The sequence below is a fragment of the Mesorhizobium sp. CA8 genome (assembly GCF_020164955.1).
GTDB lineage: Bacteria > Pseudomonadota > Alphaproteobacteria > Rhizobiales > Rhizobiaceae > Mesorhizobium.
The window spans coordinates 46,148-68,410 of record NZ_JAIUHG010000025.1; the positions used below are offsets into that span (position 1 = coordinate 46,148).

At 63.2% G+C, this 22,263-nt stretch carries 23 protein-coding genes; 10 read left to right on the top strand and 13 right to left on the bottom strand.

The window, feature by feature from the left end:
- Positions 1 to 107 precede the first annotated feature (107 nt).
- Positions 108 to 1,043, top strand: coding sequence for a ribose-phosphate pyrophosphokinase (locus tag LB553_RS23710; RefSeq protein WP_126081663.1), 936 nt, complete (start codon positions 108 to 110; stop codon positions 1,041 to 1,043).
- On the opposite strand, the gene LB553_RS23715 is transcribed toward LB553_RS23710, so the two are convergent.
- Positions 1,040 to 1,924 carry an AraC family transcriptional regulator gene (locus LB553_RS23715; protein ID WP_224516715.1) on the bottom strand — a complete coding sequence of 295 codons (885 nt, stop codon included), beginning with the start codon at positions 1,922 to 1,924 and terminating at the stop codon, positions 1,040 to 1,042. The genes LB553_RS23710 and LB553_RS23715 overlap by 4 nt on opposite strands.
- Positions 1,925 to 2,088: 164 nt before the next feature.
- Here LB553_RS23715 and LB553_RS23720 point away from each other — a divergent pair, with 164 nt between their 5' ends.
- Positions 2,089 to 3,318, top strand: coding sequence for an MFS transporter (locus tag LB553_RS23720; RefSeq protein ID WP_224516716.1), 1,230 nt, complete (start codon positions 2,089 to 2,091; stop codon positions 3,316 to 3,318).
- Positions 3,319 to 3,397: 79 nt separating this feature from the next.
- Here LB553_RS23720 and LB553_RS23725 read toward each other — a convergent pair whose 3' ends face one another.
- The gene (locus LB553_RS23725) at positions 3,398 to 4,249 is read right to left on the bottom strand and encodes an alpha/beta fold hydrolase (RefSeq protein ID WP_224516717.1); all 852 of its coding nucleotides are present in this window, start codon (positions 4,247 to 4,249) and stop codon (positions 3,398 to 3,400) included.
- 149 nt (positions 4,250 to 4,398) lie between these two features.
- Between LB553_RS23725 and LB553_RS23730 the strand changes: the two genes are divergently transcribed.
- On the top strand, positions 4,399 to 4,842 hold the full coding sequence (locus LB553_RS23730; protein WP_224516718.1) for a MarR family winged helix-turn-helix transcriptional regulator: 444 nt from the start codon (positions 4,399 to 4,401) through the stop codon (positions 4,840 to 4,842).
- Positions 4,843 to 4,920: 78 nt separating this feature from the next.
- Here LB553_RS23730 and LB553_RS23735 read toward each other — a convergent pair whose 3' ends face one another.
- Entirely contained in the window at positions 4,921 to 5,565 is a 645-nt protein-coding gene (locus LB553_RS23735; protein WP_224516719.1) for a glutathione S-transferase family protein, read from the bottom strand.
- A gap of 354 nt (positions 5,566 to 5,919) precedes the next feature.
- On the opposite strand from LB553_RS23735, the gene LB553_RS23740 reads away from it, so the two are divergent.
- The 5 genes from LB553_RS23740 (at position 5,920) to LB553_RS23760 (ending at position 9,624) form a co-directional block, all read left to right on the top strand.
- Positions 5,920 to 6,564, top strand: a complete 645-nt coding sequence (locus LB553_RS23740) for a 50S ribosomal protein L25/general stress protein Ctc (RefSeq protein ID WP_224516720.1) — start codon at positions 5,920 to 5,922, stop codon at positions 6,562 to 6,564.
- Positions 6,565 to 6,676: 112 nt separating this feature from the next.
- The gene (pth, locus tag LB553_RS23745) at positions 6,677 to 7,399 is read left to right on the top strand and encodes an aminoacyl-tRNA hydrolase (protein ID WP_224516721.1); all 723 of its coding nucleotides are present in this window, start codon (positions 6,677 to 6,679) and stop codon (positions 7,397 to 7,399) included.
- A gap of 92 nt (positions 7,400 to 7,491) precedes the next feature.
- On the top strand, positions 7,492 to 8,595 hold the full coding sequence (ychF, locus tag LB553_RS23750; RefSeq protein WP_224516722.1) for a redox-regulated ATPase YchF: 1,104 nt from the start codon (positions 7,492 to 7,494) through the stop codon (positions 8,593 to 8,595).
- 91 nt (positions 8,596 to 8,686) lie between these two features.
- On the top strand, positions 8,687 to 9,157 hold the full coding sequence (locus LB553_RS23755; protein ID WP_224516723.1) for a MaoC family dehydratase: 471 nt from the start codon (positions 8,687 to 8,689) through the stop codon (positions 9,155 to 9,157).
- Positions 9,154 to 9,624: a MaoC family dehydratase gene (locus tag LB553_RS23760; RefSeq protein ID WP_224516724.1), complete on the top strand. Its 471-nt coding sequence runs from the start codon at positions 9,154 to 9,156 to the stop codon at positions 9,622 to 9,624. Before LB553_RS23755 ends, LB553_RS23760 begins: the two co-directional genes overlap by 4 nt.
- A gap of 42 nt (positions 9,625 to 9,666) precedes the next feature.
- On the opposite strand, the gene LB553_RS23765 is transcribed toward LB553_RS23760, so the two are convergent.
- The 5 genes from LB553_RS23765 to petA form a co-directional block, all read right to left on the bottom strand.
- Positions 9,667 to 10,212: an adenine phosphoribosyltransferase gene (locus tag LB553_RS23765; protein ID WP_041004452.1), complete on the bottom strand. Its 546-nt coding sequence runs from the start codon at positions 10,210 to 10,212 to the stop codon at positions 9,667 to 9,669.
- 193 nt (positions 10,213 to 10,405) lie between these two features.
- On the bottom strand, positions 10,406 to 11,101 hold the full coding sequence (locus LB553_RS23770) for an acid phosphatase (RefSeq protein ID WP_224516725.1): 696 nt from the start codon (positions 11,099 to 11,101) through the stop codon (positions 10,406 to 10,408).
- 139 nt (positions 11,102 to 11,240) lie between these two features.
- Positions 11,241 to 12,095: a cytochrome c1 gene (locus tag LB553_RS23775; protein WP_224516726.1), complete on the bottom strand. Its 855-nt coding sequence runs from the start codon at positions 12,093 to 12,095 to the stop codon at positions 11,241 to 11,243.
- Positions 12,096 to 12,116: 21 nt separating this feature from the next.
- The gene (locus tag LB553_RS23780) at positions 12,117 to 13,418 is read right to left on the bottom strand and encodes a cytochrome b (RefSeq protein ID WP_224516727.1); all 1,302 of its coding nucleotides are present in this window, start codon (positions 13,416 to 13,418) and stop codon (positions 12,117 to 12,119) included.
- 16 nt (positions 13,419 to 13,434) lie between these two features.
- Positions 13,435 to 13,995: a ubiquinol-cytochrome c reductase iron-sulfur subunit gene (petA, locus tag LB553_RS23785; RefSeq protein WP_112126775.1), complete on the bottom strand. Its 561-nt coding sequence runs from the start codon at positions 13,993 to 13,995 to the stop codon at positions 13,435 to 13,437.
- Positions 13,996 to 14,306: 311 nt separating this feature from the next.
- Between petA and LB553_RS23790 the strand changes: the two genes are divergently transcribed.
- Complete coding sequence (locus LB553_RS23790; RefSeq protein WP_224516767.1) at positions 14,307 to 14,651, top strand: cupin domain-containing protein; 345 nt, start codon at positions 14,307 to 14,309, stop codon at positions 14,649 to 14,651.
- A gap of 4 nt (positions 14,652 to 14,655) precedes the next feature.
- On the opposite strand, the gene LB553_RS23795 is transcribed toward LB553_RS23790, so the two are convergent.
- The 5 genes from LB553_RS23795 to LB553_RS23815 form a co-directional block, all read right to left on the bottom strand.
- Positions 14,656 to 14,967, bottom strand: a complete 312-nt coding sequence (locus tag LB553_RS23795) for a DUF6665 family protein (RefSeq protein ID WP_224516728.1) — start codon at positions 14,965 to 14,967, stop codon at positions 14,656 to 14,658.
- A 9-nt stretch (positions 14,968 to 14,976) separates the two neighbouring features.
- Positions 14,977 to 16,860: an ABC transporter ATP-binding protein gene (locus LB553_RS23800; protein ID WP_224516729.1), complete on the bottom strand. Its 1,884-nt coding sequence runs from the start codon at positions 16,858 to 16,860 to the stop codon at positions 14,977 to 14,979.
- Positions 16,857 to 18,749: an ABC transporter ATP-binding protein gene (locus LB553_RS23805; RefSeq protein WP_224516730.1), complete on the bottom strand. Its 1,893-nt coding sequence runs from the start codon at positions 18,747 to 18,749 to the stop codon at positions 16,857 to 16,859. The genes LB553_RS23800 and LB553_RS23805 overlap by 4 nt, the downstream gene beginning before the upstream one ends.
- Before the next feature lie 254 nt (positions 18,750 to 19,003).
- Entirely contained in the window at positions 19,004 to 20,884 is a 1,881-nt protein-coding gene (locus tag LB553_RS23810; RefSeq protein WP_224516731.1) for an ABC transporter ATP-binding protein, read from the bottom strand.
- 26 nt (positions 20,885 to 20,910) lie between these two features.
- Positions 20,911 to 21,327: a hypothetical protein gene (locus LB553_RS23815; RefSeq protein WP_224516732.1), complete on the bottom strand. Its 417-nt coding sequence runs from the start codon at positions 21,325 to 21,327 to the stop codon at positions 20,911 to 20,913.
- 443 nt (positions 21,328 to 21,770) lie between these two features.
- Between LB553_RS23815 and LB553_RS23820 the strand changes: the two genes are divergently transcribed.
- Positions 21,771 to 22,232, top strand: a complete 462-nt coding sequence (locus LB553_RS23820; protein ID WP_224516733.1) for a tRNA (cytidine(34)-2'-O)-methyltransferase — start codon at positions 21,771 to 21,773, stop codon at positions 22,230 to 22,232.
- Positions 22,233 to 22,263: the final 31 nt, after the last annotated feature.

The following is a 22,263-nucleotide window of genomic DNA, read 5'->3' on the forward strand; positions in this document are numbered from 1 at the left end:
GGATTCCCCACAACGAGGCTTGCAATACCGGCGCGGGCCGCTAAAAGCCCGCATAAAAGGCGAATGAGAGTCTCTCCGGCCTCTCCATCCTTCACCAGGAACGGTGCATGAAGCTTTTCGCGGGCAATTCCAACCGGGTGCTGGCCGAGGCGGTCGCTCGCTATCTCAACGTCCCGCTGGGGAAGGCCAGCGTCAGGCGCTTCGCCGACCAGGAAATCTTCGTCGAGATCCAGGAAAACGTGCGCGGCGAGGATGTCTTCATCCTGCAGTCGACCTCTTATCCGACCAACGATCATCTGATGGAACTGCTCATCATGATGGACGCCTTCATGCGCTCCTCGGCGCGGCGCATCACGGCGGTCATCCCCTATTTCGGCTATGCAAGGCAGGACCGCCGCGCCTCGGGGCGCACGCCGATCTCGGCCAAGCTGGTCGCCAACATGATCACCCGCGCCGGCGCCGACCGCGTGCTGACGCTCGACCTGCATGCGGGCCAGATCCAGGGTTTCTTCGATATCCCGACCGACAATCTGTTCTCGGTGCCGGTGATGGCCCGCGACGTGAAGGCCAAGTACAAGCAGCTCGGCAACGTCGTGGTCGTGTCGCCCGACATCGGCGGCGTTGTGCGGGCGCGTGCTTTGGCCAAACGCTTCGACGCGCAGCTCGCCATCGTCGATAAGCGCCGCGAGCGTCCCGGTGAATCGGAAGTCATGAACATCATCGGCGCGGTCGCCGGCAAGGACTGCCTCCTGATCGACGACATCGTCGATTCCGGCGGTACGCTTTGCAACGCGGCCGACGCGCTGCTGGCCAATGGCGCGACCTCCGTCACCGCCTACATTACCCATGGCGTGCTCTCCGGCGGCGCCGTCGCACGCATCGCCGGCTCGAAGCTGCAGGAACTGGTGATCACCGATTCCATTCAGCCGACCCAGGGCGTGCTCGACGCCCCGAACATCCGCGTCATTTCGATCGCCGACCTGATGGGCGAGGCGATCTCGCGCACGGCGACGGAAGAATCTGTCTCGAGCCTGTTCGATTAGGCTATTGCGCTGCTGGCCTGGGCCGGCCCGGTCAGCCGTTTCGTCCCCTCGCCTGCATCGCGCGCGCCGCGCATATAGCCGCGCGGCGAAGCGCCGAGCATGCGCTTGAACATGGTGATGAAGGCCGGCACGCTGTCATAGCCGAGATCGAGCGCCACCCTGGTGATCGGCTCGCCGTCGGCGAGCCTCGGCAGCGCCGCGAACAGGCAGGCCTGCTGGCGCCAGGTCGAGAGCGACAGCCCGGTCTGGCGGTGAAAGGCGCGGGTGAACGACCGCCGGCTCATGCCCGCCGCATCCGCCCATCCGTCGATCGTCGCATGCGGCGAAGGGGCCGCCACGAAGCGCCGGCAAAGCGCCGCGAGCTTCGGATCGGACGGGAAAGGCAGGCCGAGCGGCCGTTCCGGAAGGTTCGGGATCTCGTGCAGCAGCAGTCCCATGACGAGCGCCGCCCGCCCTTCGAGCTCGCCGCCCTGCGGCAGCTTCTCCGATTCCACGATCAGGCTGTGCATCAGATCGGTGATGCCGACGACGCGTAAGCCTTGCGGCAGGCCGGCAATGGCGTCCGGCATGACATAGACCGAACGCATCGAGACGTCGCCCAGCATCTCGACCGAATGCTCGGTGCCGGCCGGTATCCACATCGCATGGTCGGGCGGCACCATCCAGCGTCCGTGCCTGGTCGTCACAAGGACCACGCCGACCAGCGCGTGCAGAAGCTGACTGCGGCTGTGGCGGTGCTGCGGCACGTGGTAGCCGTCCGGATATTCGGTTGGCAGCGCAACCGCCGGCCCGACGGCCTGTTCCAGCCATTGCCGGCGGCTTTCATGCAGCCGGCCGAGCTCGGCGGCATCGCCTCTGAATATCTCCCGGCTATTCGGCATCGGATGTGGCCCACTTGCGAAACTATTGGACCAAACCACGAAAGAAGTCGCTTGGCAACGGGCTTATAAGGCCGGCTGCGGTTCGCCGCCTAGAGCATGATCCCGAAAAGTGGGAACCGGTTTTCGGACAAGATCATGCTCCAACAAGACTACGGAGCATTGCCTTGACCGATACGACCGCCACCTCCGTCGCCGCACCGGCGCCGGCAAGCAACATCTCGGCGCAAGCGACGGCCTTCACCGTCATTCTTGCGGTGAGCTTCTGCCACTGCGTCAACGACATCATGCAGTCGCTACTTTCGGCGATCTATCCGCTGCTCAAGGACAATTATGGTCTCGATTTCTGGCAGATCGGCCTTCTGACCTTCACCTTCCAGGTGACGGCATCGCTGCTGCAGCCGGTCATCGGCATGATCACCGACAAGAAGCCGATGCCATACTCCTTGCCCTGGGGCATGGCCTCCTCGCTGGTCGGCCTGGTGGTGCTCGCGCATGCCGGCCATTACTGGCTGCTTTTGATCGGCGCCTCGCTGATCGGCATCGGCTCGGCGATCTTCCATCCGGAATCCTCGCGTATCGCGCGCTTCGCCTCGGGCGGCCGGTTCGGCCTGGCGCAATCTCTGTTCCAGGTAGGCGGCAATTTCGGCCAGGCGATGGGACCGCTGCTCGCCGCCTTCATCGTCGTGCCGTTCGGCCAGACGAGCATTTCCTGGTTCGCCGTCGGCTCGCTGATCGGCATCGTCGTCTTATGGCAAGTCGGCGGCTGGTACAGCCGGCTGCGCGCCTCTATGGCCACCCGCAGGCAGGCTGCCCATGTCTCGCCCTTTGCGCGCAAGAAGGTCATGTGGGCGCTGGCCGTGCTGACGCTGCTGGTGCTGACCAAGAACGCCTATATCGCCTCGCTCTCAAGCTACTACACCTTCTACGCCATGCATAAGTTCGGCGTTTCGGTGCAGATGAGCCAGGTTATGCTGTTCCTGTTCCTCGGTGCCTCGGCGCTGGGCATCCTGCTCGGCGGCCCGTTCGGCGACCGCTATGGACAGAAGGCGATGATCTGGTTCTCGATCGTCGGCGTGCTGCCCTTCACGCTGGCGCTGCCTTACGCCAATCTGGAATGGACGATGGTGCTCACCGTGCTGATCGGCCTGATCCTGTCGTCGGCCTTCTCCAACATCGTCGTCTTCGCGCAGGAGCTGGTTCCCGGCCGCGTCGGCATGATCGCCGGCATCTTCTTCGGCTTCGCCTTCGGCATGGGCGGCATCGCCGCCGCGGTGCTCGGTGTCGTCGCCGACATGAAGGGCATCGACTTCGTTTACCAGATTTGCTCGTACCTGCCCTTCCTCGGTCTCCTGACGCTGTTCCTCCCCAACATGAGGGAAGCGCGAAAGGCCTGATTGCCCGGCCACTTCGAACGGTTTTCAAAGATCAAAGCACCCGCCGCTTGGCGGGTGCTTTCGTGTTTGGCGGCCAGCCTCAGGCCTTGAAGAAGGCCAGGAGGTCGGCGTTGATGACATCCGCATGGGTCGTTGCCATACCATGCGGAAAGCCCTTGTAGACCTTGAGCTCGCCCTTCCTGAGCAGCTTGATCGAGATGAGCGCGGAGTCCGCGATCGGCACGATCTGGTCGTCGTCGCCATGCATGACCAGCACTGGCACGTCGATCTTCTTCAGGTCTTCGGTGAAGTCTGTTTCCGAGAAGGCCTTGATGCAGTCGTAATGCGCCTTGGCGCCGCCCATCATGCCCTGGCGCCACCAATTGTCGACGACGCCTTCGGAAACCTGCGCGCCCGGGCGGTTGAAGCCGTAGAACGGCCCGGCCGGCACGTCGTGGAAGAACTGGGCGCGGTTAGCCGCCAGCGCCGCGCGGAAACCGTCGAACACCTCGATCGGCAGGCCGCCTGGGTTGGCCGGCGTTTTCAACATGATCGGCGGCACCGCCCCGATCAGCACGGCCTTGGCGACGCGGTCGCCATATTGCGCGACATAGCGCGCCACCTCGCCGCCGCCCGTCGAATGACCGACATGGATGGCGTCCTTGAGGCCGAGATACGCCGTGAGCTCGTCTACATCGGCGGCATAGGTGTCCATCTCATTGCCGGTGTCGGTCTGGCTGGAACGGCCATGGCCACGCCGGTCATGCGCGATGACGCGGTAACCCTTTGACAGGAAGAACAGCATCTGAGCGTCCCAGTCGTCACTGCTCAGCGGCCAGCCATGGTGGAAGACGATCGGCTGGCCCGTGCCCCAATCCTTGTAGAAGATCTGCGTTCCGTCCTTGGTGGTGATCGTGCCGCTGCCCGAGCCTGACTTGGTCTGCGAGGTCATCTCAATCTCCTTCTGTTGATATCGCGATAAACAATATCGCGATAATATCCTCCTTAACTGAGGTCGGACGCCGCGTCCATGGAAATACGTATCGTGATATCATTTTTCGTGGTACACAACAGAAGCTCAGTCGGCAAAAGGAATGCGCCGTGCCTCTCCCGTTGGACAATCAGCTCTGCTTCACGCTCTATGCCACCAGCATGGCGATCAGCCGCACCTACAAGCCGATGCTGGACGAGATGGGCATCACCTATCCGCAATATCTCGTGCTCAACGCGCTGGGAGAGGCGGACGGCATATCGGTGGGCGGCATCGCGCGTCGGCTCGCCCTGGAATCGAGCACGATCACCCCGCTGGTAAAGCGAATGGAGCAGGCAGGCCTTGTCACCCGGCAGCGCAGCCAGATCGACGAGCGTCAGGTGCAGGTCGACCTGACCCCCAGAGGACGGGCTCTGCTCGTCCGGTGTAATTGCCTGAACGAGACCCTGATCGAGCGCTCAGGCATGAAATTGGCTGAACTCGATACCTTGAACCGGAAAATCCAGGCGTTGCGCGATGCGCTGAACGACAGTCTGGAGGTCGACTCCGGCTGAGATGTACTGAAAACGAGATCGGACTCGACCGGACGAGTTTGCGTCCCGGGCGCCTTTGATAGGTTCAGCGTATGCGGGTCACGCCTCGATCTTGACCGGCGCCAGTGGCGGCGCTTCCAGTCCCTGGAACGGGTCGCGCCAGGCGTCGATCGCTTCCAGCCGGCCATACCAGCGACTGATCGACGGATAGTCGTCGAGCGGCAATCCGGCGGCATCGTTGAAAGGCAGGAACGTCGCCATGCGGAAGTCGGCATAGGAGATCGAATCGCCGACCAGCCAATCCCGTGCGGAAAGCTCAGGCTCGAGGACCGCCGCGGCGGTGTGGAACTGCCTCAGCCCCTCCTCGACCAACGCCCGATCGATCGGACCGAGCCCGTAGCGCTGCTTGGTGCCGCGCTCGAAATGCACCATGTCGCAAGCGAAGGCGAACCGTTCCTTGCCCCAGCTGATCCAGCGGATCATGTCCGGCTCGTCGTCTCCGCTGCGCCAGAAATCCGAGCGAAGGTCGCGAGAAAGCCGGCAGGCGATGGCGTCAGCCTCCCACAGGCTCCATCCCGGACCGACCAGGATAGGCAAGGTCAGATTGGGGTTAAGCGCGCGGTAGCGCTCGGCCTGCCCGGGCGCCATTGGCGATGCGAACTCGAACGCGATCTTGGCCTCGAGATAGCGCGCGGTCGCGACCGCGAGGCGAGGATTGGGATTGCGGCTGAACAGAAGTTTCATGTTGGTCCCCACGGGGTCTGATTGCATGCCGCAGGACGGTTGAGAACCGCGCGATCCTACATTCGCCGCAAATGGGTATCCGGTTTATGCTCGGCGTTGAAAACCACCCTGCAATGCTCCCAATCCCTTCCAGCCCAATCGCTTGCACCCTCGGCCGCCTTCCGCTATAGAGCCGCCACCCGCGTAGACACCCTTGGAGGCAACGCGGAGGAAGGCCGGCCAGGCCTCGCAGATCCCAGACGCATTTGGATCGCCAAACGCATTGGATAGATCGTGCAAGGCCGCGACGGCTTTCGACGTTTACGGATGGGCTTGCCCGCCGTAAGCGCTCCATAACACGCGAAAGGAAATGCCATGAGCCACGACGCTTACGAGCTCAAGGCCGAAGCGCGCGAACAGGTCGGTAAGGGGTCCGCCCGTGCAGTTCGCCGCAACGGTAAAGTGCCTGCAGTTATCTACGGCGACAAGCAGCCTCCCCTGGCTATTGCGCTGAACTACAAGGACATCTTCTACAAGATCCATGGCGGCGGGTTTCTGACCACGATCGCCACGATCGATGTCGACGGCAAGAAGATCCAGGTCCTGCCGAAGGATTTCCAGCTCGACCCGGTCAAGGATTTCCCTGTCCATGTCGACTTCCTGCGCATCGGCAAGGACACCGAGGTCAATGTCGACGTGCCTGTCCACTTCATCAATGAGGACAAGTCGCCCGGCATCAAGCGCGGTGGCGTGCTCAACATCGTTCGTCACGAAGTCGAGTTCCACTGCCCGGCCAACGCGATCCCGGAATTCATCACCATCGATCTCACCGGCACCGACATCGGCGACTCGATCCACATCTCGGCGGTCAAGCTGCCGGCCGGCGTCAAGCCCGTCATCTCCGATCGCGACTTCACCATCGCGACCATTGCCGGCTCGTCGGCGATGAAGCCGGAGACGGAAGCCACCACCGAGGCGTCGGCGACCGAGACGGCGGCCCCGGCGGCCGAAGAGAAGTAATTCTCCGAGCCGGATGATTTCATCCGGCTCTAAATCAAAGAAATAGAGCATCATGTTTTCCGAAAACCGCTTCACACTTTTCGGCATCATGTTCTAACGCTCGGAGATAGCGATGCTTGTCTTTGCAGGCCTCGGCAATCCGGGCACGAAATACGAAAACAACCGGCACAATGTCGGCTTCATGGCGGCGGACGCGATTGCCCGCCGCCATTCCTTTTCGCCCTGGTCGAGAAAATTCCAGGGCCTGATCTGCGAAGGCATGCTCGGCGGCGAAAAAATCCTGCTGATCAAGCCGCAGACCTTCATGAACCTTTCCGGACAATCGGTCGGCGAAGCGCTGCGCTTCTACAAGCTCGAACCATCCGCCCTCACCGTCTTCTATGACGAGATCGATCTTGCCGCCGGCAAGCTCAGGATCAAGGTGGGCGGCGGCTCTGGCGGCCATAACGGCATCCGCTCGCTCGACCAGCATGTCGGCAACGCCTATCGCCGGGTGCGCATCGGCGTCGGCCATCCCGGCGTCAAGGAGATGGTGCACGGCCATGTGCTTGGCGATTTCGCCAAGGCGGACCGCGAGTGGCTCGATGTCCTGCTGGACGCAATCGCCGACCATGCCGCGCTGCTCGCCAAGGGCGACGACAGCTCGTTCATGAACCGCGTCACGCTGACCTTGCGCGAGAAGCTCGTGCCGACCGGCGATGACGACCGCCCGCCGCCCAAGCCGCCGAAGCAGCAAAGCCATGTCCGCCAGGCGCGCCCGCAGCAGCCGGCGGCAAAACTTCCCGAGAGCGGCCCGATGGCCGCCATGCTGAAGAAGCTGTTCGGCAAGGAGTGAGCGTCGATCGAACGACGCCTGGGGCTTGACGTTCGTCACCCCTATCGCCCATAGCCCACTTCAAAATCGAATTCCGACAGGACTGGACGAACATGGGTTTCAAATGTGGCATCGTTGGCTTGCCCAACGTCGGCAAGTCGACGCTGTTCAACGCGCTGACCAGGACGGCCGCCGCGCAGGCCGCCAACTATCCTTTCTGCACCATCGAGCCGAACACCGGCGAGGTGGCGGTGCCTGACCCGCGCCTGCAGAAGATCGCGGCGATCGGCAAGTCGAAGGAGATCATCCCGACCCGCATCTCCTTCGTCGATATTGCCGGCCTGGTGCGCGGCGCCTCCAAGGGCGAAGGGCTGGGCAACCAGTTCCTCGCCAACATCCGTGAGGTTGACGCCATCGTGCATGTGCTGCGCTGCTTCGAGGATGACGATATAACCCATGTCGAGGGCCGCATCGATCCTGTCGCCGACGCCGAGACGGTCGAGACCGAGCTGATGCTCGCGGATCTCGAAAGCCTCGAGCGCCGCATCGCCCAGATCCGCAAGCGCGCCGCCGGCAAGGACAAGGAAGCCATGGCCGTGCTGCCGATGATGGAAGCCGCCCTCGAATTGCTGCAGGCCGGCAAGCCGACGCGCGTCCTGCTCAATGGCATCGCGCCGGAGGATCTGCGCATCCTGCAGGGACTGAACCTCCTCACCTCGCACCCCGTGCTGTATGTCTGCAACGTCGCCGAGGCGGACGCCGCCACCGGCAACGAGCATACCAGGGCGGTCGAGAAGATGGCGGCCGCGCAGGGCGCCGGCACGGTGGTGATCTCGGCGGCGATCGAGGCGGAAGTCGCTCAGCTTTCCGACGAGGAGGAAATGGAGTTCCTGGCCTCGATCGGTCTCGACGAGCCGGGCCTCAACAAGGTGATCCGCGCCGGCTACGAGCTCCTGCATCTGATCACCTATTTCACCGTCGGGCCGAAGGAGACGCGCGCCTGGACGATCCACAAGGGCGATAAGGCGCCGCAGGCGGCCGGCGTCATCCATACCGACTTCGAGCGCGGCTTCATCCGCGCCCAGACGATCTCCTACAACGACTTCGTCACGCTGGGCGGCGAAGTGGCGGCCAAGGAAGCCGGCAAGGCGCGCGACGAAGGCAAGGAGTATGTCGTCCAGGACGGCGACATCATGCTGTTCAAGTTCAACACCTGAGTGCCTGACTGGCTTACCAGAAATCACTTGACCAAATCGTCCTGGGCCTGCATCCGGGTCGCCCGATCTTTGGGATAACCGGATTGCCGACATGACCGGAAAGACCTGGGCTTATGAGGACTTCGTCGAGGGCGCCTCGCTGAACATCGGTAGCAAGACCGTAAGCGCCGCCGAGATCATCGAATTCGCCGCGGAGTTCGATGCCCAGCCGATGCATCTCGACGAGGAAGCCGGCAAGGCCAGCATTCTCGGCGGGCTTTCGGCCTCGGGCTGGCACACCTGCGCGATGTTCATGCGCATGCTGTGCGACGCCTTCCTGCTCGATTCGACCTCGCAGGGCTCGCCGGGCATCGAGCATGTGAAATGGAAGAAGCCGGTGCTGGCCGGCGATACCTTGCGCGGCACGGTCACGATCCTGTCCAAGCGCCAGTCCAAGTCGCGGCCGCAGCTCGGCTTGATCACCATGCGCAGCGAATTGGTCAACCAGCGCGGCGAGAGTGTTTTCGAGCTGGAGAACACCGGCATGTTCCTCGCGCGTGATGCCGCAAGGGACCTGTCATGACCCTGGACGAGTACTTCCTGATCGGCGAAACGGTCACGCTCGGCTCGCATAAGTTCGAGGCCGACGAGATCAAGGCGTTTGCCAAAAAGTACGATCCGCAGATCTTCCACGTCGATGAAGAGGCGGCGAAGAAGAGCGTGCTTGGCGGGCTCTGCGCCTCGGGCTGGCACACCGCCGCCACCTGGATGAAATACAATCTCGAAAAGCGCATGGAGACCGAGGGCGTGCGCTGGACTGGCCCCGGCCCGCAGCCCGAATTCGGCCCGTCGCCCGGCTTCCGCAATTTGAAATGGCTGAAGCCGGTCTATGCCGGCGAGACCGTGACTTTCACGCGCACCGCGCAGGCGCACCGCCCGCTCGCCGGGCGTCCGGGTTGGAATCTGCTCACGCTGCGTTCGGAAGGGTTCGATTCGACTGGCGACAAGGTGATCGAGTTCGACAGCGCCGTTCTGGTGAAGGTGGGATAGTGAGCCTCTCCCTTGTCCCCTTGTGGGATGAGGGAAAGCTCTTCAATGCCCCTCGAACCCGATCAGCGTCCTGACCGGCACGCCGAGCGCTTCGAGCTTCTGGCGGCCGCCGAGATCCGGCAGGTCGATGACGAAGCAGGCGGCGACGATGTCGGCGCCGATTTGCCTGAGCAACTTCACCGCCGCTTCCGCCGTGCCGCCGGTGGCGATCAGGTCGTCGACCACGATCACCTTCTCGCCCGGCGAGACGCCGTCCTTGTGCATCTCCATCTCGTCCAGCCCGTATTCGAGGCTGTAGGCCACGCGCACCGTTTCGTAAGGCAGCTTGCCCTTCTTGCGGATCGGCACGAAGCCGGCCGAAAGCTGGTGCGCAACGGCGCCACCGAGGATGAAGCCGCGCGCCTCGATGCCGGCGATCTTGTCGATCTTCAGCCCGGCATAGGGATGGACCAGCTCGTCGATGGCGCGCCGGAAGGCGCGGGCGTCGCCAAGCAGCGTGGTGATGTCGCGAAACAGGATGCCGGGTTTCGGATAGTCAGGAATCGTGCGGATAGCCGCAAGCAGCGTGTCTTCTAGGGAGGATTTCATCGAGGCTTTCCGCGTGTCCGGCTGTCGGATGTGGCGGCGTCGGCCATTGCTGCCCGACGCGACCGACAAGGGCTACCGCGATGTCGAGCCAGAGACAAGCACATCCAGCAAAGGATCGGCACCGACCGGCCTCGGACGAAACGAAAAGGGCGCCCGCGAAGGGGCCCTTCGAAATACAGGCGCTACCGTGCGGCTACATGCCGAGGTCCGAGCGCAGCTCGGAGCGCGCCACCTCGTACTCGGCCTTGAAATCGGGACGGTTGAGCAGCACCGCGGCGATCACGCTGCCGGAGATCTTGCCCATCTCGATGTCGGACGGATAGTGGATGCCGCCGACCACGCGATTATGGGCGAATTCGGCCGCGCGCGCCATGATCTCAGCGCGCTTTTCCGGAACCATGTCGGCAAGGATGATGCCCATCATGGTGCCGACCGTCGCATGGCCAGACGGCCAGGAGCCGGAGTTCGACAGCTTCACGACCGGCTTGACCAGATCGCTCAGCTGATGCGGGCGCGGACGCTTCCAGACATCCTTAGCCGGATCGACGACGGCCCCTTCGGTCGCCACGACGCGATCGAAGAAGGCGCCGAATTTCGGCAGCGTTTCCTCGTTGAACTTCGGTCCCATGACATCGGCGAAGCGCCAGACATTCTCTTCGGCATCGGCGATGGCTCGCTTTTCCATTTCCGGCGTGCGCGTCACCTGCAGGGTCAGCACCTCGCCGAGCTCGGCCTTGGTCTCGGCCGAATCGTTGGCGGGCGGCGGCGGCAGGATCATCGTCAGCTCGATGTCTTTGCTGGTGACGAAGGGCTGCGCCTCGTCGGCATGGGCGGCATATCCGGTGACAAGCAGCAGGAAACCGGCCGCGAGCGATGCATATCTTTTCATGGGTGCGATCCTTTGATGAAGCAAGGCAGGATCGCCACGCGCAATGACGGCCATGTGACATAGCCCGCAGTTAGCGCGTACCGAAATGCAAAAAGGGCGCCCTGTGGCGCCCTTTCAAATTCTTGCGGTCAACGGCGCCTCAGTGCGCCACGTCGGCCCACACCCTGCGCTTGGTCATGTAGACCAGCGCGCCGAAGAGCAGCAGGAAGACCATGACGCGGAACCCGGTCTTCTTGCGTTCCTCAAGATGCGGCTCGGCCGCGAACATCAGGAAGGCCGCGACGTCGCGGGCATACTGGTCGACGGTCTGCGGCGAGCCGTCGTCATAGGTCACCTGGCCGTCGGAGAGCGGCTTCGGCATCTTCAGCGACACACCGGACAGGAAGTACGGGTTGTAGTGCGTGCCTTCCGGGATCACCATGCCGGCCGGCGGCGTCTGGTCGTAGCCGGTGAGCAGCGAGTGGATGTAATCCGGGCCGCCCTGCGCGTACTGGGTGAAGATATCGAAGATGAAACGCGGGAAGCCGCGCTCGACGCCGCGCGCCTTGGCAAGTAGCGACATGTCGGGCGGCGCGGCGCCGCCATTGGCGGCAGCAGCGGCCTGCTCGTTCGGGAACGGCGCCGGGAAGTGATCCGACGGCTTGCCGGGACGGTCGAACATGTCGCCGGCATCGTTCGGGCCGTCATGGATGGTGTATCCGGCGGCCAGCGTCTTGATCTGCGCTTCCGAATAGCCGAGCCCTTCCAGCGTTCGGAAGGCCACCAGGTTCATCGAGTGGCAGGCCGAGCAGACTTCCTTGTAGACCTTGAGGCCGCGCTGCAGCTGCGCCTTGTCATAGGTGCCGAACGGACCGGCGAAGCTCCAGCTCATTTCCTTCGGTTCGTTGATCGGGAAATGCGTCGGAGCGGCCGGGTTCTGCTCTTCGGCGGCGATGGCCGCGGTGCCCGCGACCACCAGGCCGAGCAGCGCCAGCGAGGTGAGAATCTTCTTCATACCCAAAATCCCCTCAGATTCTCAGCCCTTGGTATCCGGCGCGGCGGTCATGCCTGCCAGATGTCCGCTGCCGCCCTTTTTCTTTTCCAGCACCGCCTCGGTGATCGAGTTCGGCAGCCTGCGCGGCGTCTCGATCAGGCCGAGTACCGGCATGACGACCAGGAAGAAGGCGAAGTAGAACAAAGTCGCCATCTGCGCCATGAACACGTAGCTGCCTTCCGCCGGCTGCGAGCCCAGCCAGCCGAGCAGGATGGCATCGGCCACGAACAGCCAGAAGAACAGCTTGTACCACGGACGGTAGACCGCCGAGCGCACCTTCGAGGTGTCGAGCCACGGCACCAGGAACAGCATGGCGATGGCGCCGAACATGCACAGCACGCCGCCGAGCTTGGAGTTGATCGGGCCGATGTTGAAGGTGATGGCGCGCAGGATCGCGTAGAACGGCAGGAAGTACCATTCCGGAACGATGTGGGCCGGCGTCTTCAGCGGATTGGCGACCGTGTAGTTGTCCGGGTGGCCGAGATAGTTCGGCAGATAGAAGACGAAATAGGCGAAGACGAACAGGAATACGATCATGCCGAACGCGTCCTTGATGGTCGCATAGGGCGTGAAGGCCACCGTGTCGGTCTTCGACTTGACCTCGATGCCGGTCGGGTTCGACTGGCCAACGACATGCAGCGCCCAGATGTGCAGGACGACGACGCCGGCGATCATGAACGGCAGCAGGTAATGTAGCGCGAAGAAGCGGTTCAGCGTCGGGTTGTCGACGGCGAAGCCGCCGAGCAAAAGCTGCTGGATCCAGTTACCGACCAGCGGGATGGCGCTGAAGAAACCGGTGATGACGGTGGCGCCCCAGAAGCTCATCTGACCCCAGGGCAGCACATAGCCCATGAAGCCGGTGGCCATCATCAGGAGGTAGATGATGCAGCCGAGGATCCACAAAAGCTCGCGCGGCGCCTTGTACGAACCGTAGAACAGGCCGCGGAAGATGTGAATGTAGACGGCGACGAAGAAGAACGAAGCGCCGTTGGAATGAAGATAGCGCAACAGCCATCCCGAATTCACGTCGCGCATGATCTTCTCGACCGAATCGAAGGCGAGATTGGTATCGGACGTGTAGTGCATCGCCAGCACGATGCCGGTCAGGATCTGCGCGACCAGCATGATCGACAGGATGCCGCCAAACGTCCACATGTAGTTGAGGTTGCGCGGCACCGGATAGGCGACGAAGCTGTCATAGATCAGCCGCGGCAGCGGCATGCGGGCGTCGAACCAGCGCTCGATACCGGTCTTCGGCGTATAGGTCGAGTGTCCCTCGCTCATCGAAATGTCCCCTGCCTCAACCGATAAGGATCTTGGTATCGGAAATGAACTTGAAGACCGGGATCGCCATGTTCTCCGGCGCCGGGCCTTTGCGGATGCGGCCGGCGGTGTCGTATTGCGAACCGTGGCACGGGCAGAACCAGCCGCCGAAATCGCCTTCCTGGCCGAGCGGGATGCAGCCGAGATGGGTGCAGACCTGCACCATCACCATCCAGGCTTCCTTGCCCGGCGTGGTGCGGTTGGCGTCGGTCGCCGGCGCGTCGGCCGGCAGGTTGGCATTGCGCGCGATCGGATCCTTGAGATCGGCGAGATTGACGGCCTCGCCGTCCTTCATTTCCTTTTCGGTGCGGTTACGCACCACCACCGGCTTGCCGCGCCATTTGACGATCAGCGAGCTGCCCGGCTGCAGCGAGGAGACATCGACCTCGACCGAAGCAAGCGCCAGCGTCGAGGCATCGGGGCGCATCTGGTCGATGAATGGCCACGCGACGGCTCCAGCGCCGACAACGGCGGCCATGCCGGTCGCTACATAGAGAAAATCGCGACGGTTGGGATCGTGGATGTCGGTTGCGCTCACGGGTGCCTGATCCTTTCGCCTCTTCCTAACCGGAGGCCGAGCCTTGTCCCCGCTCAATCGCACCTGCCCGACAGCGCATGGCGAACAGGCTAGCGAATTCCTCCGGCATTTGGAGTTCGGTTTATGCGTGCGGCCCGTTTTTGTCCAGCGGGGTGAGACCACAAGGGCAGATTGTCGCGGGCATGCGCGGCGGCCGTTGCCGATGCATCCCGGCCCGGCCGCCGGACAGGGTGGAACAGCGGGAAATCCGGGGAGAAATCGGGCCGGTGTTCGCCTCGACATCGGCTGCTGGCCCGGTCTATTCTGCCGTCATGGCGTATGTCATTGAACGCTACAGCTGGGCCGACGCCCCCGACCTCTGGATAGGCGAGCTGCAATGCGGCCAGTTCGGTGCCAATTCCTGCCTGATCTTCAACTATCAGCCGACGATCGGCGGCGGCCCGCGCCTGCACAAACATCCGTATGCGGAAATCTTCGTCATCCGCTCCGGCACCGGCCTGTTCACGATCGGCGACCAGGAGATCAAGGCCACGGCCGGACAGATCCTGATCGTGCCGCCCGACACGCCACACAAATTCACCAATCTCGGCCCCGGCCCGCTCGAAAGCACCGACATCCACGAGAACGGCCACTTCATCACCGAGTGGCTGGAATAGCTGTTTAGCTGGCGCCGAGCCTGACCAGCACAGCCCTTGGGATGTCGTATTCGCGGATCACGGCATCATGCTTGCGCAGACCGCAAAGCTCGCGCTGGATGAAATAGGCGTGGACGGCCGCGGCCGCTTCCTTGAGCAGCCGGTTGCGATGCTCGCCCTCGCCGCCTTCGCGCAATTTGGCAAGGGTTTGCTCCACGCGCTGGCCGGCGCGGCCGAGCGCGGCAGCCTTTTCGGCGAGGATCTCGTGGCCGAGGAGATCGAGGGCGCTTTCCTGCGCGCCTGACCGTCCGAAATTGGTGGGCATGCGTACCGACATGGTGCCGTTCTACTCCGCCGGCCGCGTCTCTTCCAGCGCGCTTTCCTCGTTGAACAGGAAGCCGCCGGACTGGCGTTTCCAGAGCCGCGCGTAAAGGCCGTCGAGCGCAACCAATTCGTCATGCGTGCCCTGTTCGACGATGCGGCCGCCGTCAAGCACCACCAACCGGTCGAGCGCTGCGATGGTGGACAGCCGGTGCGCGATGGCGATCACTGTCTTGTTTTCCATCAGCTTGGTCAGGTTCTCCTGGATCGCCGCCTCAATGTCCGAATCGAGCGCCGAGGTCGCCTCGTCGAGGATCAGGATCGGCGCATCCTTGAGGAAGACGCGCGCGATGGCGACGCGCTGCCGCTGGCCGCCGGAGAGCTTTACGCCGCGCTCGCCGACATAGGCCTCGTAGCCGGCGCGGTCTCTGGTGTCGCGCAGTCCCAGGATGAATTCATGCGCCTCAGCCTTCCTGGCCGCGGCGATCACTTGCGCATCGGTGGCGTCCGGCATGCCGAGCTTGATGTTGTCGCGCAGCGAGCGGTGGAACAGTGCTGTATCCTGGCTGACGACGCCGATATTGCTGCGCAACGAGTTCTGCGTGACCCCGGCAATATCCTGGCCGTCGATCAGGATCTGGCCGCCCTCCAGGTCGTAGAGGCGCAGGATCAGGTTGGCCAAGGTCGTCTTGCCGGCGCCGGACGGGCCGACTAGGCCGACCTTCTCGCCCGGACGCACGACGAGGTCGATGCCGTCAAGCACCCCTGCCCCCTTGCCGTAATGGAAGGTGACGTTGCTGACGTCGATGCGGCCGCCGGTGACGACCAGTTCCTTGGCGTCAGGCGCGTCGGTCAGGCCGAGCGGCTGCGAGATCAGCGCCTTGGAATTCTCCAGCACGCCGAGATTTCGCAGGATGCCGTTGAGCTGCATCATCAGCCGCCCGAGCAGCATGTTGAGCCTCAGCACCAGCGACAGGGTGAAGGCGACGGCGCCGACTGTGATCGAGCCTTCGACCCACAGATAGATGGCGAAGGCCGCGATCGCGGTGATCATGATGCCGGAGAGCATGGTGAGCGCCATGCGCACGCCGGTCAGCCGGCGCGTGAACGGCCGCAGCGCGTCGAGATAGATGCCGAAGCCGCCGCGGATATAGCGATCGTCGCCATCGGCCGAAAACAGCTTCAGTGTCTGCACGTTGGAATAGGAATCGACGATGCGGCCGGTGATCATCGAGCCCGCCTCGGCCGTCGCCTCAGCATGCTTGCGGATCGCCGGCAGATAGAGTTTTGCCAGCCAGCCGAACGCGGCGATCCAGATCACCACCATGACCGCCAGTCGCAGATCCAGCCCCGCGACCAGCGCCAGCGTCGTCACCGTATAGACGATCATGAACCACACGACCTCGATGAAGCTTTCCATCAGGTCGCCGGTCGCCTGCCCCGCCTGCCAGACTTTTGTCGCGATGCGGCCAGCGAAATCATTCTGGAAGAAGGCATAGGACTGGCGCGAGACATGCCGGTGCGCCTGCCAGCGCACCAGATTGTAGAAGCCGGGCGTGATCGTCTGCTCGTCGACTAACGCCGACAGGCCGACGACAGCGGTGCGGATGACAAGCACCACCGCGCCCATGAACAGAAGCTCTGGCCCCGCAGCAGCCCAAAGCGCATGCCAGCTGCGTTCGCCCGGTAACTGATCGAGGATATCGACCAGCCTTCCGACGAAATAGAAGAGGCCGGCCTCGACCAGCGGCGCGATCCCGCCGATGATCAGCATGGCGAAGAAGGCGAGCTTCGCCTGCCCGACATAGTGCCAGAGGAAGCCGCCGACGCTGGCGGGCGGTCGCAGATTCGCGGGCTCGCGGAACGGGTAGACCAAATGCTCGAACCAGCGATAGATGGCCTGCATCATTCTGCGGCTTCACCTTTCGTCGCCAAACCGTCGGCCGCCTGCTTTTCCTCGAGCAGGAAACCGCCCGACTGACGCCGCCAGAGCTGGGCATAGAGCCCGCCTTTGGCGATCAGCGCCTCATGCGAGCCGTCCTCGACGATGCGCCCCTTGTCCATCACCACCAGCCTGTCCATCGCCGCGATGGTCGACAGGCGGTGGGCGATGGCGATGACGGTCTTGCCCTGCATGAGCTTGTAGAGGTTCTCCTGGATGGCGGCCTCCACTTCCGAATCGAGCGCGGACGTGGCCTCGTCGAGGATAAGGATCGGCGCGTCCTTCAGCATGACGCGGGCAATTGCGATGCGTTGCCGCTGCCCGCCGGACAGCTTCACACCGCGTTCGCCGACAAGCGCCTCATAGCCGCTCTGCCCATGCGGATCGGTCAGCCCCGCGATCACATCGTCGATCTGGGCGGCCTTGGCGGCGCTGAACATCGCCTCGTCGCTGGCTGACTGGCGTCCATATTTGAGGTTCTCGCGAACGGATCGATGCAAGAGCGAGGTGTCCTGGTTGACGAAGCCGATCGCCGCGCGAACGCTTTCTTGCGAGACGTTGCGGATGTCCTGCCCGTCGATCAGCACCTTGCCGTCCTGCACGTCGAACAGCCGCAGCACGAGATTGACCAGCGTCGACTTGCCGGCTCCCGAACGGCCGATCAGGCCGACCCGCTCGCCCGGCGCGATCTTCAGCGACAGATCGTCGATGACGCCGCCTTTGCCGTCCTTGCGCCAGTAGTTGAAGTTCACCCGGTCGAACTCGATGCCGCCGGCGGCCACGACGAGGGCCGGTGCGTCAGGCTGGTCCTGCATGACGATCGGCCGCGCGATCGTCGTCATCGAGTTGCTGGCGACGCCGATCTGCCGGAAGACGTTGGCGCCGACATCGAGGATCCTGCCGGAGATGTTGGCAATCTGCAGCGCGAACGGTATCGCGGTCGCCACGGCCGCGGTGGTCATGGCGCCGGCGTTCCAGCCGGCGAGCGCCAGCCAGCTCACGGCGATAAGCAGCGCCGCGTTGAGGATGAACAAGGCCGACCACATCAGCGTGAAAACGCGCATCAACTGGTAAAACGTGTCGGCGTGCTCGACCACCGCTTGCGAGACATATTTGTCTTCATGCTCGCCGGTCGAGAATGTCTTGAGCGTCAGGATGTTGGTGTAGCTGTCGACCATGCGGCCGCTCACCTGCGACCACCGCTCCGACAGCTGGGACGAGCGTTGCGTGATCCTGGGCATCGCAGACCAGAAGATCAGGCAATAGACCACCAGCCACACCGCCACCACGGCCAGCAGAAGCGGGTCGAGCCGCGCCAGCACCACAATGGCAACCGCAACGAAGACCAGCGCATACCAGACGGCATCGACGGTGAGGTTGACGCTCATCTCCATCGAATCGCCGCTCTGCATCACCTTGGTTCCGATGCGGCCGGCAAAGTCGTTCTGGAAGAACGACCAGTCCTGGCGCACGACATGCCAATGGCTCTGCCAGCGGATGAGGTCGATGAGGTTCGGCGCGATGGCGTGATTGCGGATGAGACCATCAACAACCATCGACAGCGGACGCAGCAGCACGACGAAGGCCATCATGGCGAGCAGCGGCCCATGCGCGGCAAAGAAATCGCCGGGCTTGGTGCTGGCGAGCAGGCCCACGATCAGGCCGACGAAAATCGGCAGCATCGCGTCCACTATCGCCGCGATGGCAACGATGACGATGCGCAGCCAATAGGCGGCGCGAAACTGCCTTATGAAATACCAGTAGAAGCGCCAAAGCCCCATTGGCGGCTGCCTGTCGTCGGCCAGCGCCACCGGCGAGTAACGGCTTTCGAACCAGGTGAAGATGCGGTCGAACATTTTTCTCTCATAGACGCCGGAAACTCGCCGGCGAACGATCTGGCCGCCGGCAGGCCTCCGACCAAGTCGTGGTTACGCCCGGGAACGATTCCCGGCAATCGCCGTAACCTTGATGCCGGAGCGGCTCCACGGCTCACAGAACCGCCGGGCCGCTCTAAGTCTTTGTTTTGCGCATTCCGGACGGAAGGCTACGGCGAAGCCGCCGAGCCCGACCGCTACGCATTTTTCCTGGAATTGCTGCAATTGCGATCGCGTTACTCCGCCGCCATCTCGGATTGAGGCGCCTTGGCATCGGGTCCGGCCGGCACGTCATCAAGCAGGAAGCCGCCCGACTGGCGCTGCCAGAGCTGGGCATAAAGCCCGCCCCTCGCGACGAGCTCCTCATGCGAGCCTTCCTCGATGATGCGGCCCTTGTCCATGACGACGAGCCTGTCCATCGCCGCGATCGTCGACAGCCGGTGCGCGATGGCGATCACGGTCTTGCCCTGCATCAGCTTGTAGAGGTTCTCCTGGATGGCCGCCTCGGCTTCGGAGTCGAGCGCCGAGGTTGCCTCGTCGAGGATCAAGATCGGCGCGTCCTTCAGCATGACGCGGGCAATCGCGATGCGCTGCCGCTGGCCGCCGGACAGTTTGACGCCGCGGTCGCCGACTTGGGCGTCGAAACCCTTGCGGCCATTGTGGTCCGAAAGCCCGCCGATGAAATCGAGCGCCTCCGCCCGCCGCGCCGCCTCGATGAGCATCTCGTCGGTCGCGTCCGGCCGGCCATAGAGGATGTTCTCCTTCACCGAGCGGTGCAGCAGCGAGGTATCTTGCGTCACCATTCCGATCTGCGCGCGCAGCGAATCCTGCGTCACTGCCGCGATCTCCTGGCCGTCGACGAGGATCCTGCCGCTTTCCAGGTCGTAGAAGCGCAGCAACAGATTGACCAGTGTCGATTTGCCGGCGCCGGAGCGTCCGACAATACCGACCTTCTCGCCGGGCTTCACGGTGAGCGACAGGTTCTCGATGACGCCCTTCTGCTTGCCGTAATGGAAGCGGATGTCCTCGAAGCGGATCTCGCCCTGGGCGACGGTGATGTCCTTGGCGCCCGGCCTGTCTTCGACCAGGCGCGGCAGCGAGATCGACTGGATGCCGTCCTGCACCGTGCCGATATTCTCGAACAGCACGGACATCTCCCACATGATCCATTGCGACATGCCCCACATGCGCAGCACGAGGCCGATGACCACGGCGACCGCGCCAATCGTCACCGCTTGCCCCAGCCAAAGCCACAGCGAGATCGCCGTAACGGAGAACAGCAGCAGCGAGTTCAGGATGTAGAGCAGGCCATAAAGCACCGTTACCAGCCGCATCGAGCGGTAGACGGTATCGAGGAAGCCTGCCATGCCTTCCCTGGCGAAGGTCGCTTCGCGGCGCGCGTGCGAAAACAGCTTCACCGTCTGGATGTTGGCGTAGCTGTCGACGACGCGGCCGGTCATGGTCGAGCGGGCATTGGCTTGCTCCTCGCCGACCTTGCCCAGCCGCGGAATGAAATGCCACAGCAAGGCGACATAACCGATCAGCCATACAGCCAAGGGCGCGGCCAGCCGCAAATCCGCCGAACCGACGATGAACAGCATGCCAAGGAAGTAGACGATCACGTAGTTGAGGACGTCTATCAGCTTCATGACGCAGTCGCGTACGGCGAGTGCGGTCTGCATCAGCTTGGTGGCGATGCGGCCGGCGAACTCGTCCTGGTAGAAGGCCATCGACTGTTTCAGCAAGTAGCGATGCACCTGCCAGCGGATGCGCATGGGATAATTGCCCATAAGCGTCTGCTGGTTAAGCAACGAACGCAGCCACACCGTACCGGGCAGCACAAACAGCACGATGAAGGCCATGCCGGCGAGCTTCCAGCTCTCGGTCTGCAGGAAAGTTTCCCGGTTCTGCGCTGACAGCCAATCCACGATGCGGCCCATGAAACCGAACATCCACACTTCCGTGATAGCGATCGACGCCACCAGCACCGCATCTACGGCGATGTAGGGCCAGACGCCGCGCGTATAATGAACGCAGAATGCGATCAGCGTCTTCGGCGGCTCGACCGGCTCCGCGGCGGGAAACGGATCGAGCCTGTTTTCAAACCAGCGGAACATTCCGGGCACTCGACTTATCTATGCGCTCACGCGGCGCGGGATTGATGGGCTAGGCGTTGCAGCCGCGCGGCATTGCGGGCCGGCGATACGGAATCATCCGCATCGCCGGCCTTGCTACGCGCAATATAGGGTTTCGCCGGCATTTCGCCGACAGGCTCGTTTGACGTCCTTGACGGCACCGAACTTCCCGACGAAAGGCTGGAGCCTGCCCGGCTCCTGTCGCCCGGCCGGATCAGGCGGATGATCCGGCGCACCAGCGTGGGCCGGCTGTGGTCGGGCACCGCGCGCGAGAAATCGACGTCCGGCAGCATGCCGCGATGCGGCCTGCGCCGTTCCTCGGCATGCACGGCCGACGAATAGGTCTCGCCGATCAGCAGCGCCCAGGTGGCCGCCTTGCGCTCGTGCAGGCTTCTTGAACCAGGTATTTTGTAGGGATCGAACATCGGCCCGTCCTCCATATGCAAATGCGTTAAAAAGGGTGATGCGGCCTCGACCATCGGCATTCGGCCGAAGGCGCGGATCGAATCGGCCGGGAGACGACTAGCGTCGGTCCCGACACGCTCAGCTGGGGCGCGGCGCCCCTTTGGCAGTTTGAAAAACATCGCAAGATTCCTTCGAAGGCCGAAAACTGGGTTCGGCGGGAATCGGTGCGATGAGGACTTAAAGTGTCAGAAGAATCGTCGTACCGAAACCGCCTGCGGGCATACGTGAGCCCCGGATGGGAGCTGGATGTGCATGGTCATCATGTGTTCCCCTCCATACGGTTCGGGTTGACGATGGTGGGCATATACTCGACTTCGCAGAAAATGGCCATCCGCCAGTCCAGAAATTGCCGAAAGCGGGAGATGCCTGTGGCCGATCTGCCACTTATTAGCAGGATGCGAAAATGAACGATCGTCTCCGCATCGCGCTCTACCAGCCGGACATTGCCGGCAACACCGGGACGATCCTGCGCTTCGCCGCCTGCCTCGACATCGGTGTCGATATCATCGAGCCGGCTGGTTTCCCGCTCTCCGACCGGGCGCTGAAACGGGCCGGCATGGACTACCTCGAAATGGCGGCGCTTTCCCGCCATGCCGACTGGCACGCCTTCGAGGAATGGCGAAAGGCGCATGCGCGCCGCCTGGTGCTGCTCACCACCAAGGCCGCGACCGCCTATACCGATTTTGCTTTCGCCGCCGGCGACATCCTTCTGTTCGGCCGCGAATCCGCCGGCGTGACGGAAAAGGTCCATGAGGCGGCCGATGCGCGACTGACCATTCCGATGCGAGCGGGCGCGCGCAGCATCAATGTCGCGCTGTCGGTCGCCATGGTCGCGGGTGAAGCGCTCCGTCAGTTCGGAAAATAGTTTTCGCGCTTCCGCGCCATCCCGAACCGCC

Coding starts and splice junctions, on each gene's coding strand:
- LB553_RS23810 (WP_224516731.1), bottom strand. CDS start 20,884: ATGTTCCGCTGGTTTGAAAACAGGCTCGATCCGTTTCCCGCCGCGGAG.
- LB553_RS23780 (WP_224516727.1), bottom strand. CDS start 13,418: ATGAGCGAGGGACACTCGACCTATACGCCGAAGACCGGTATCGAGCGC.
- LB553_RS23710 (WP_126081663.1), top strand. CDS start 108: ATGAAGCTTTTCGCGGGCAATTCCAACCGGGTGCTGGCCGAGGCGGTC.
- LB553_RS23800 (WP_224516729.1), bottom strand. CDS start 16,860: ATGATGCAGGCCATCTATCGCTGGTTCGAGCATTTGGTCTACCCGTTC.
- LB553_RS23760 (WP_224516724.1), top strand. CDS start 9,154: ATGACCCTGGACGAGTACTTCCTGATCGGCGAAACGGTCACGCTCGGC.
- LB553_RS23815 (WP_224516732.1), bottom strand. CDS start 21,327: ATGTTCGATCCCTACAAAATACCTGGTTCAAGAAGCCTGCACGAGCGC.
- LB553_RS23770 (WP_224516725.1), bottom strand. CDS start 11,101: ATGAAAAGATATGCATCGCTCGCGGCCGGTTTCCTGCTGCTTGTCACC.
- LB553_RS23820 (WP_224516733.1), top strand. CDS start 21,771: ATGAACGATCGTCTCCGCATCGCGCTCTACCAGCCGGACATTGCCGGC.
- LB553_RS23790 (WP_224516767.1), top strand. CDS start 14,307: ATGGCGTATGTCATTGAACGCTACAGCTGGGCCGACGCCCCCGACCTC.
- LB553_RS23775 (WP_224516726.1), bottom strand. CDS start 12,095: ATGAAGAAGATTCTCACCTCGCTGGCGCTGCTCGGCCTGGTGGTCGCG.
- LB553_RS23725 (WP_224516717.1), bottom strand. CDS start 4,249: ATGACCTCGCAGACCAAGTCAGGCTCGGGCAGCGGCACGATCACCACC.
- LB553_RS23805 (WP_224516730.1), bottom strand. CDS start 18,749: ATGTTCGACCGCATCTTCACCTGGTTCGAAAGCCGTTACTCGCCGGTG.
- LB553_RS23735 (WP_224516719.1), bottom strand. CDS start 5,565: ATGAAACTTCTGTTCAGCCGCAATCCCAATCCTCGCCTCGCGGTCGCG.
- LB553_RS23715 (WP_224516715.1), bottom strand. CDS start 1,924: ATGCCGAATAGCCGGGAGATATTCAGAGGCGATGCCGCCGAGCTCGGC.
- pth (WP_224516721.1), top strand. CDS start 6,677: ATGCTTGTCTTTGCAGGCCTCGGCAATCCGGGCACGAAATACGAAAAC.
- LB553_RS23755 (WP_224516723.1), top strand. CDS start 8,687: ATGACCGGAAAGACCTGGGCTTATGAGGACTTCGTCGAGGGCGCCTCG.
- LB553_RS23765 (WP_041004452.1), bottom strand. CDS start 10,212: ATGAAATCCTCCCTAGAAGACACGCTGCTTGCGGCTATCCGCACGATT.
- LB553_RS23795 (WP_224516728.1), bottom strand. CDS start 14,967: ATGTCGGTACGCATGCCCACCAATTTCGGACGGTCAGGCGCGCAGGAA.
- LB553_RS23740 (WP_224516720.1), top strand. CDS start 5,920: ATGAGCCACGACGCTTACGAGCTCAAGGCCGAAGCGCGCGAACAGGTC.
- ychF (WP_224516722.1), top strand. CDS start 7,492: ATGGGTTTCAAATGTGGCATCGTTGGCTTGCCCAACGTCGGCAAGTCG.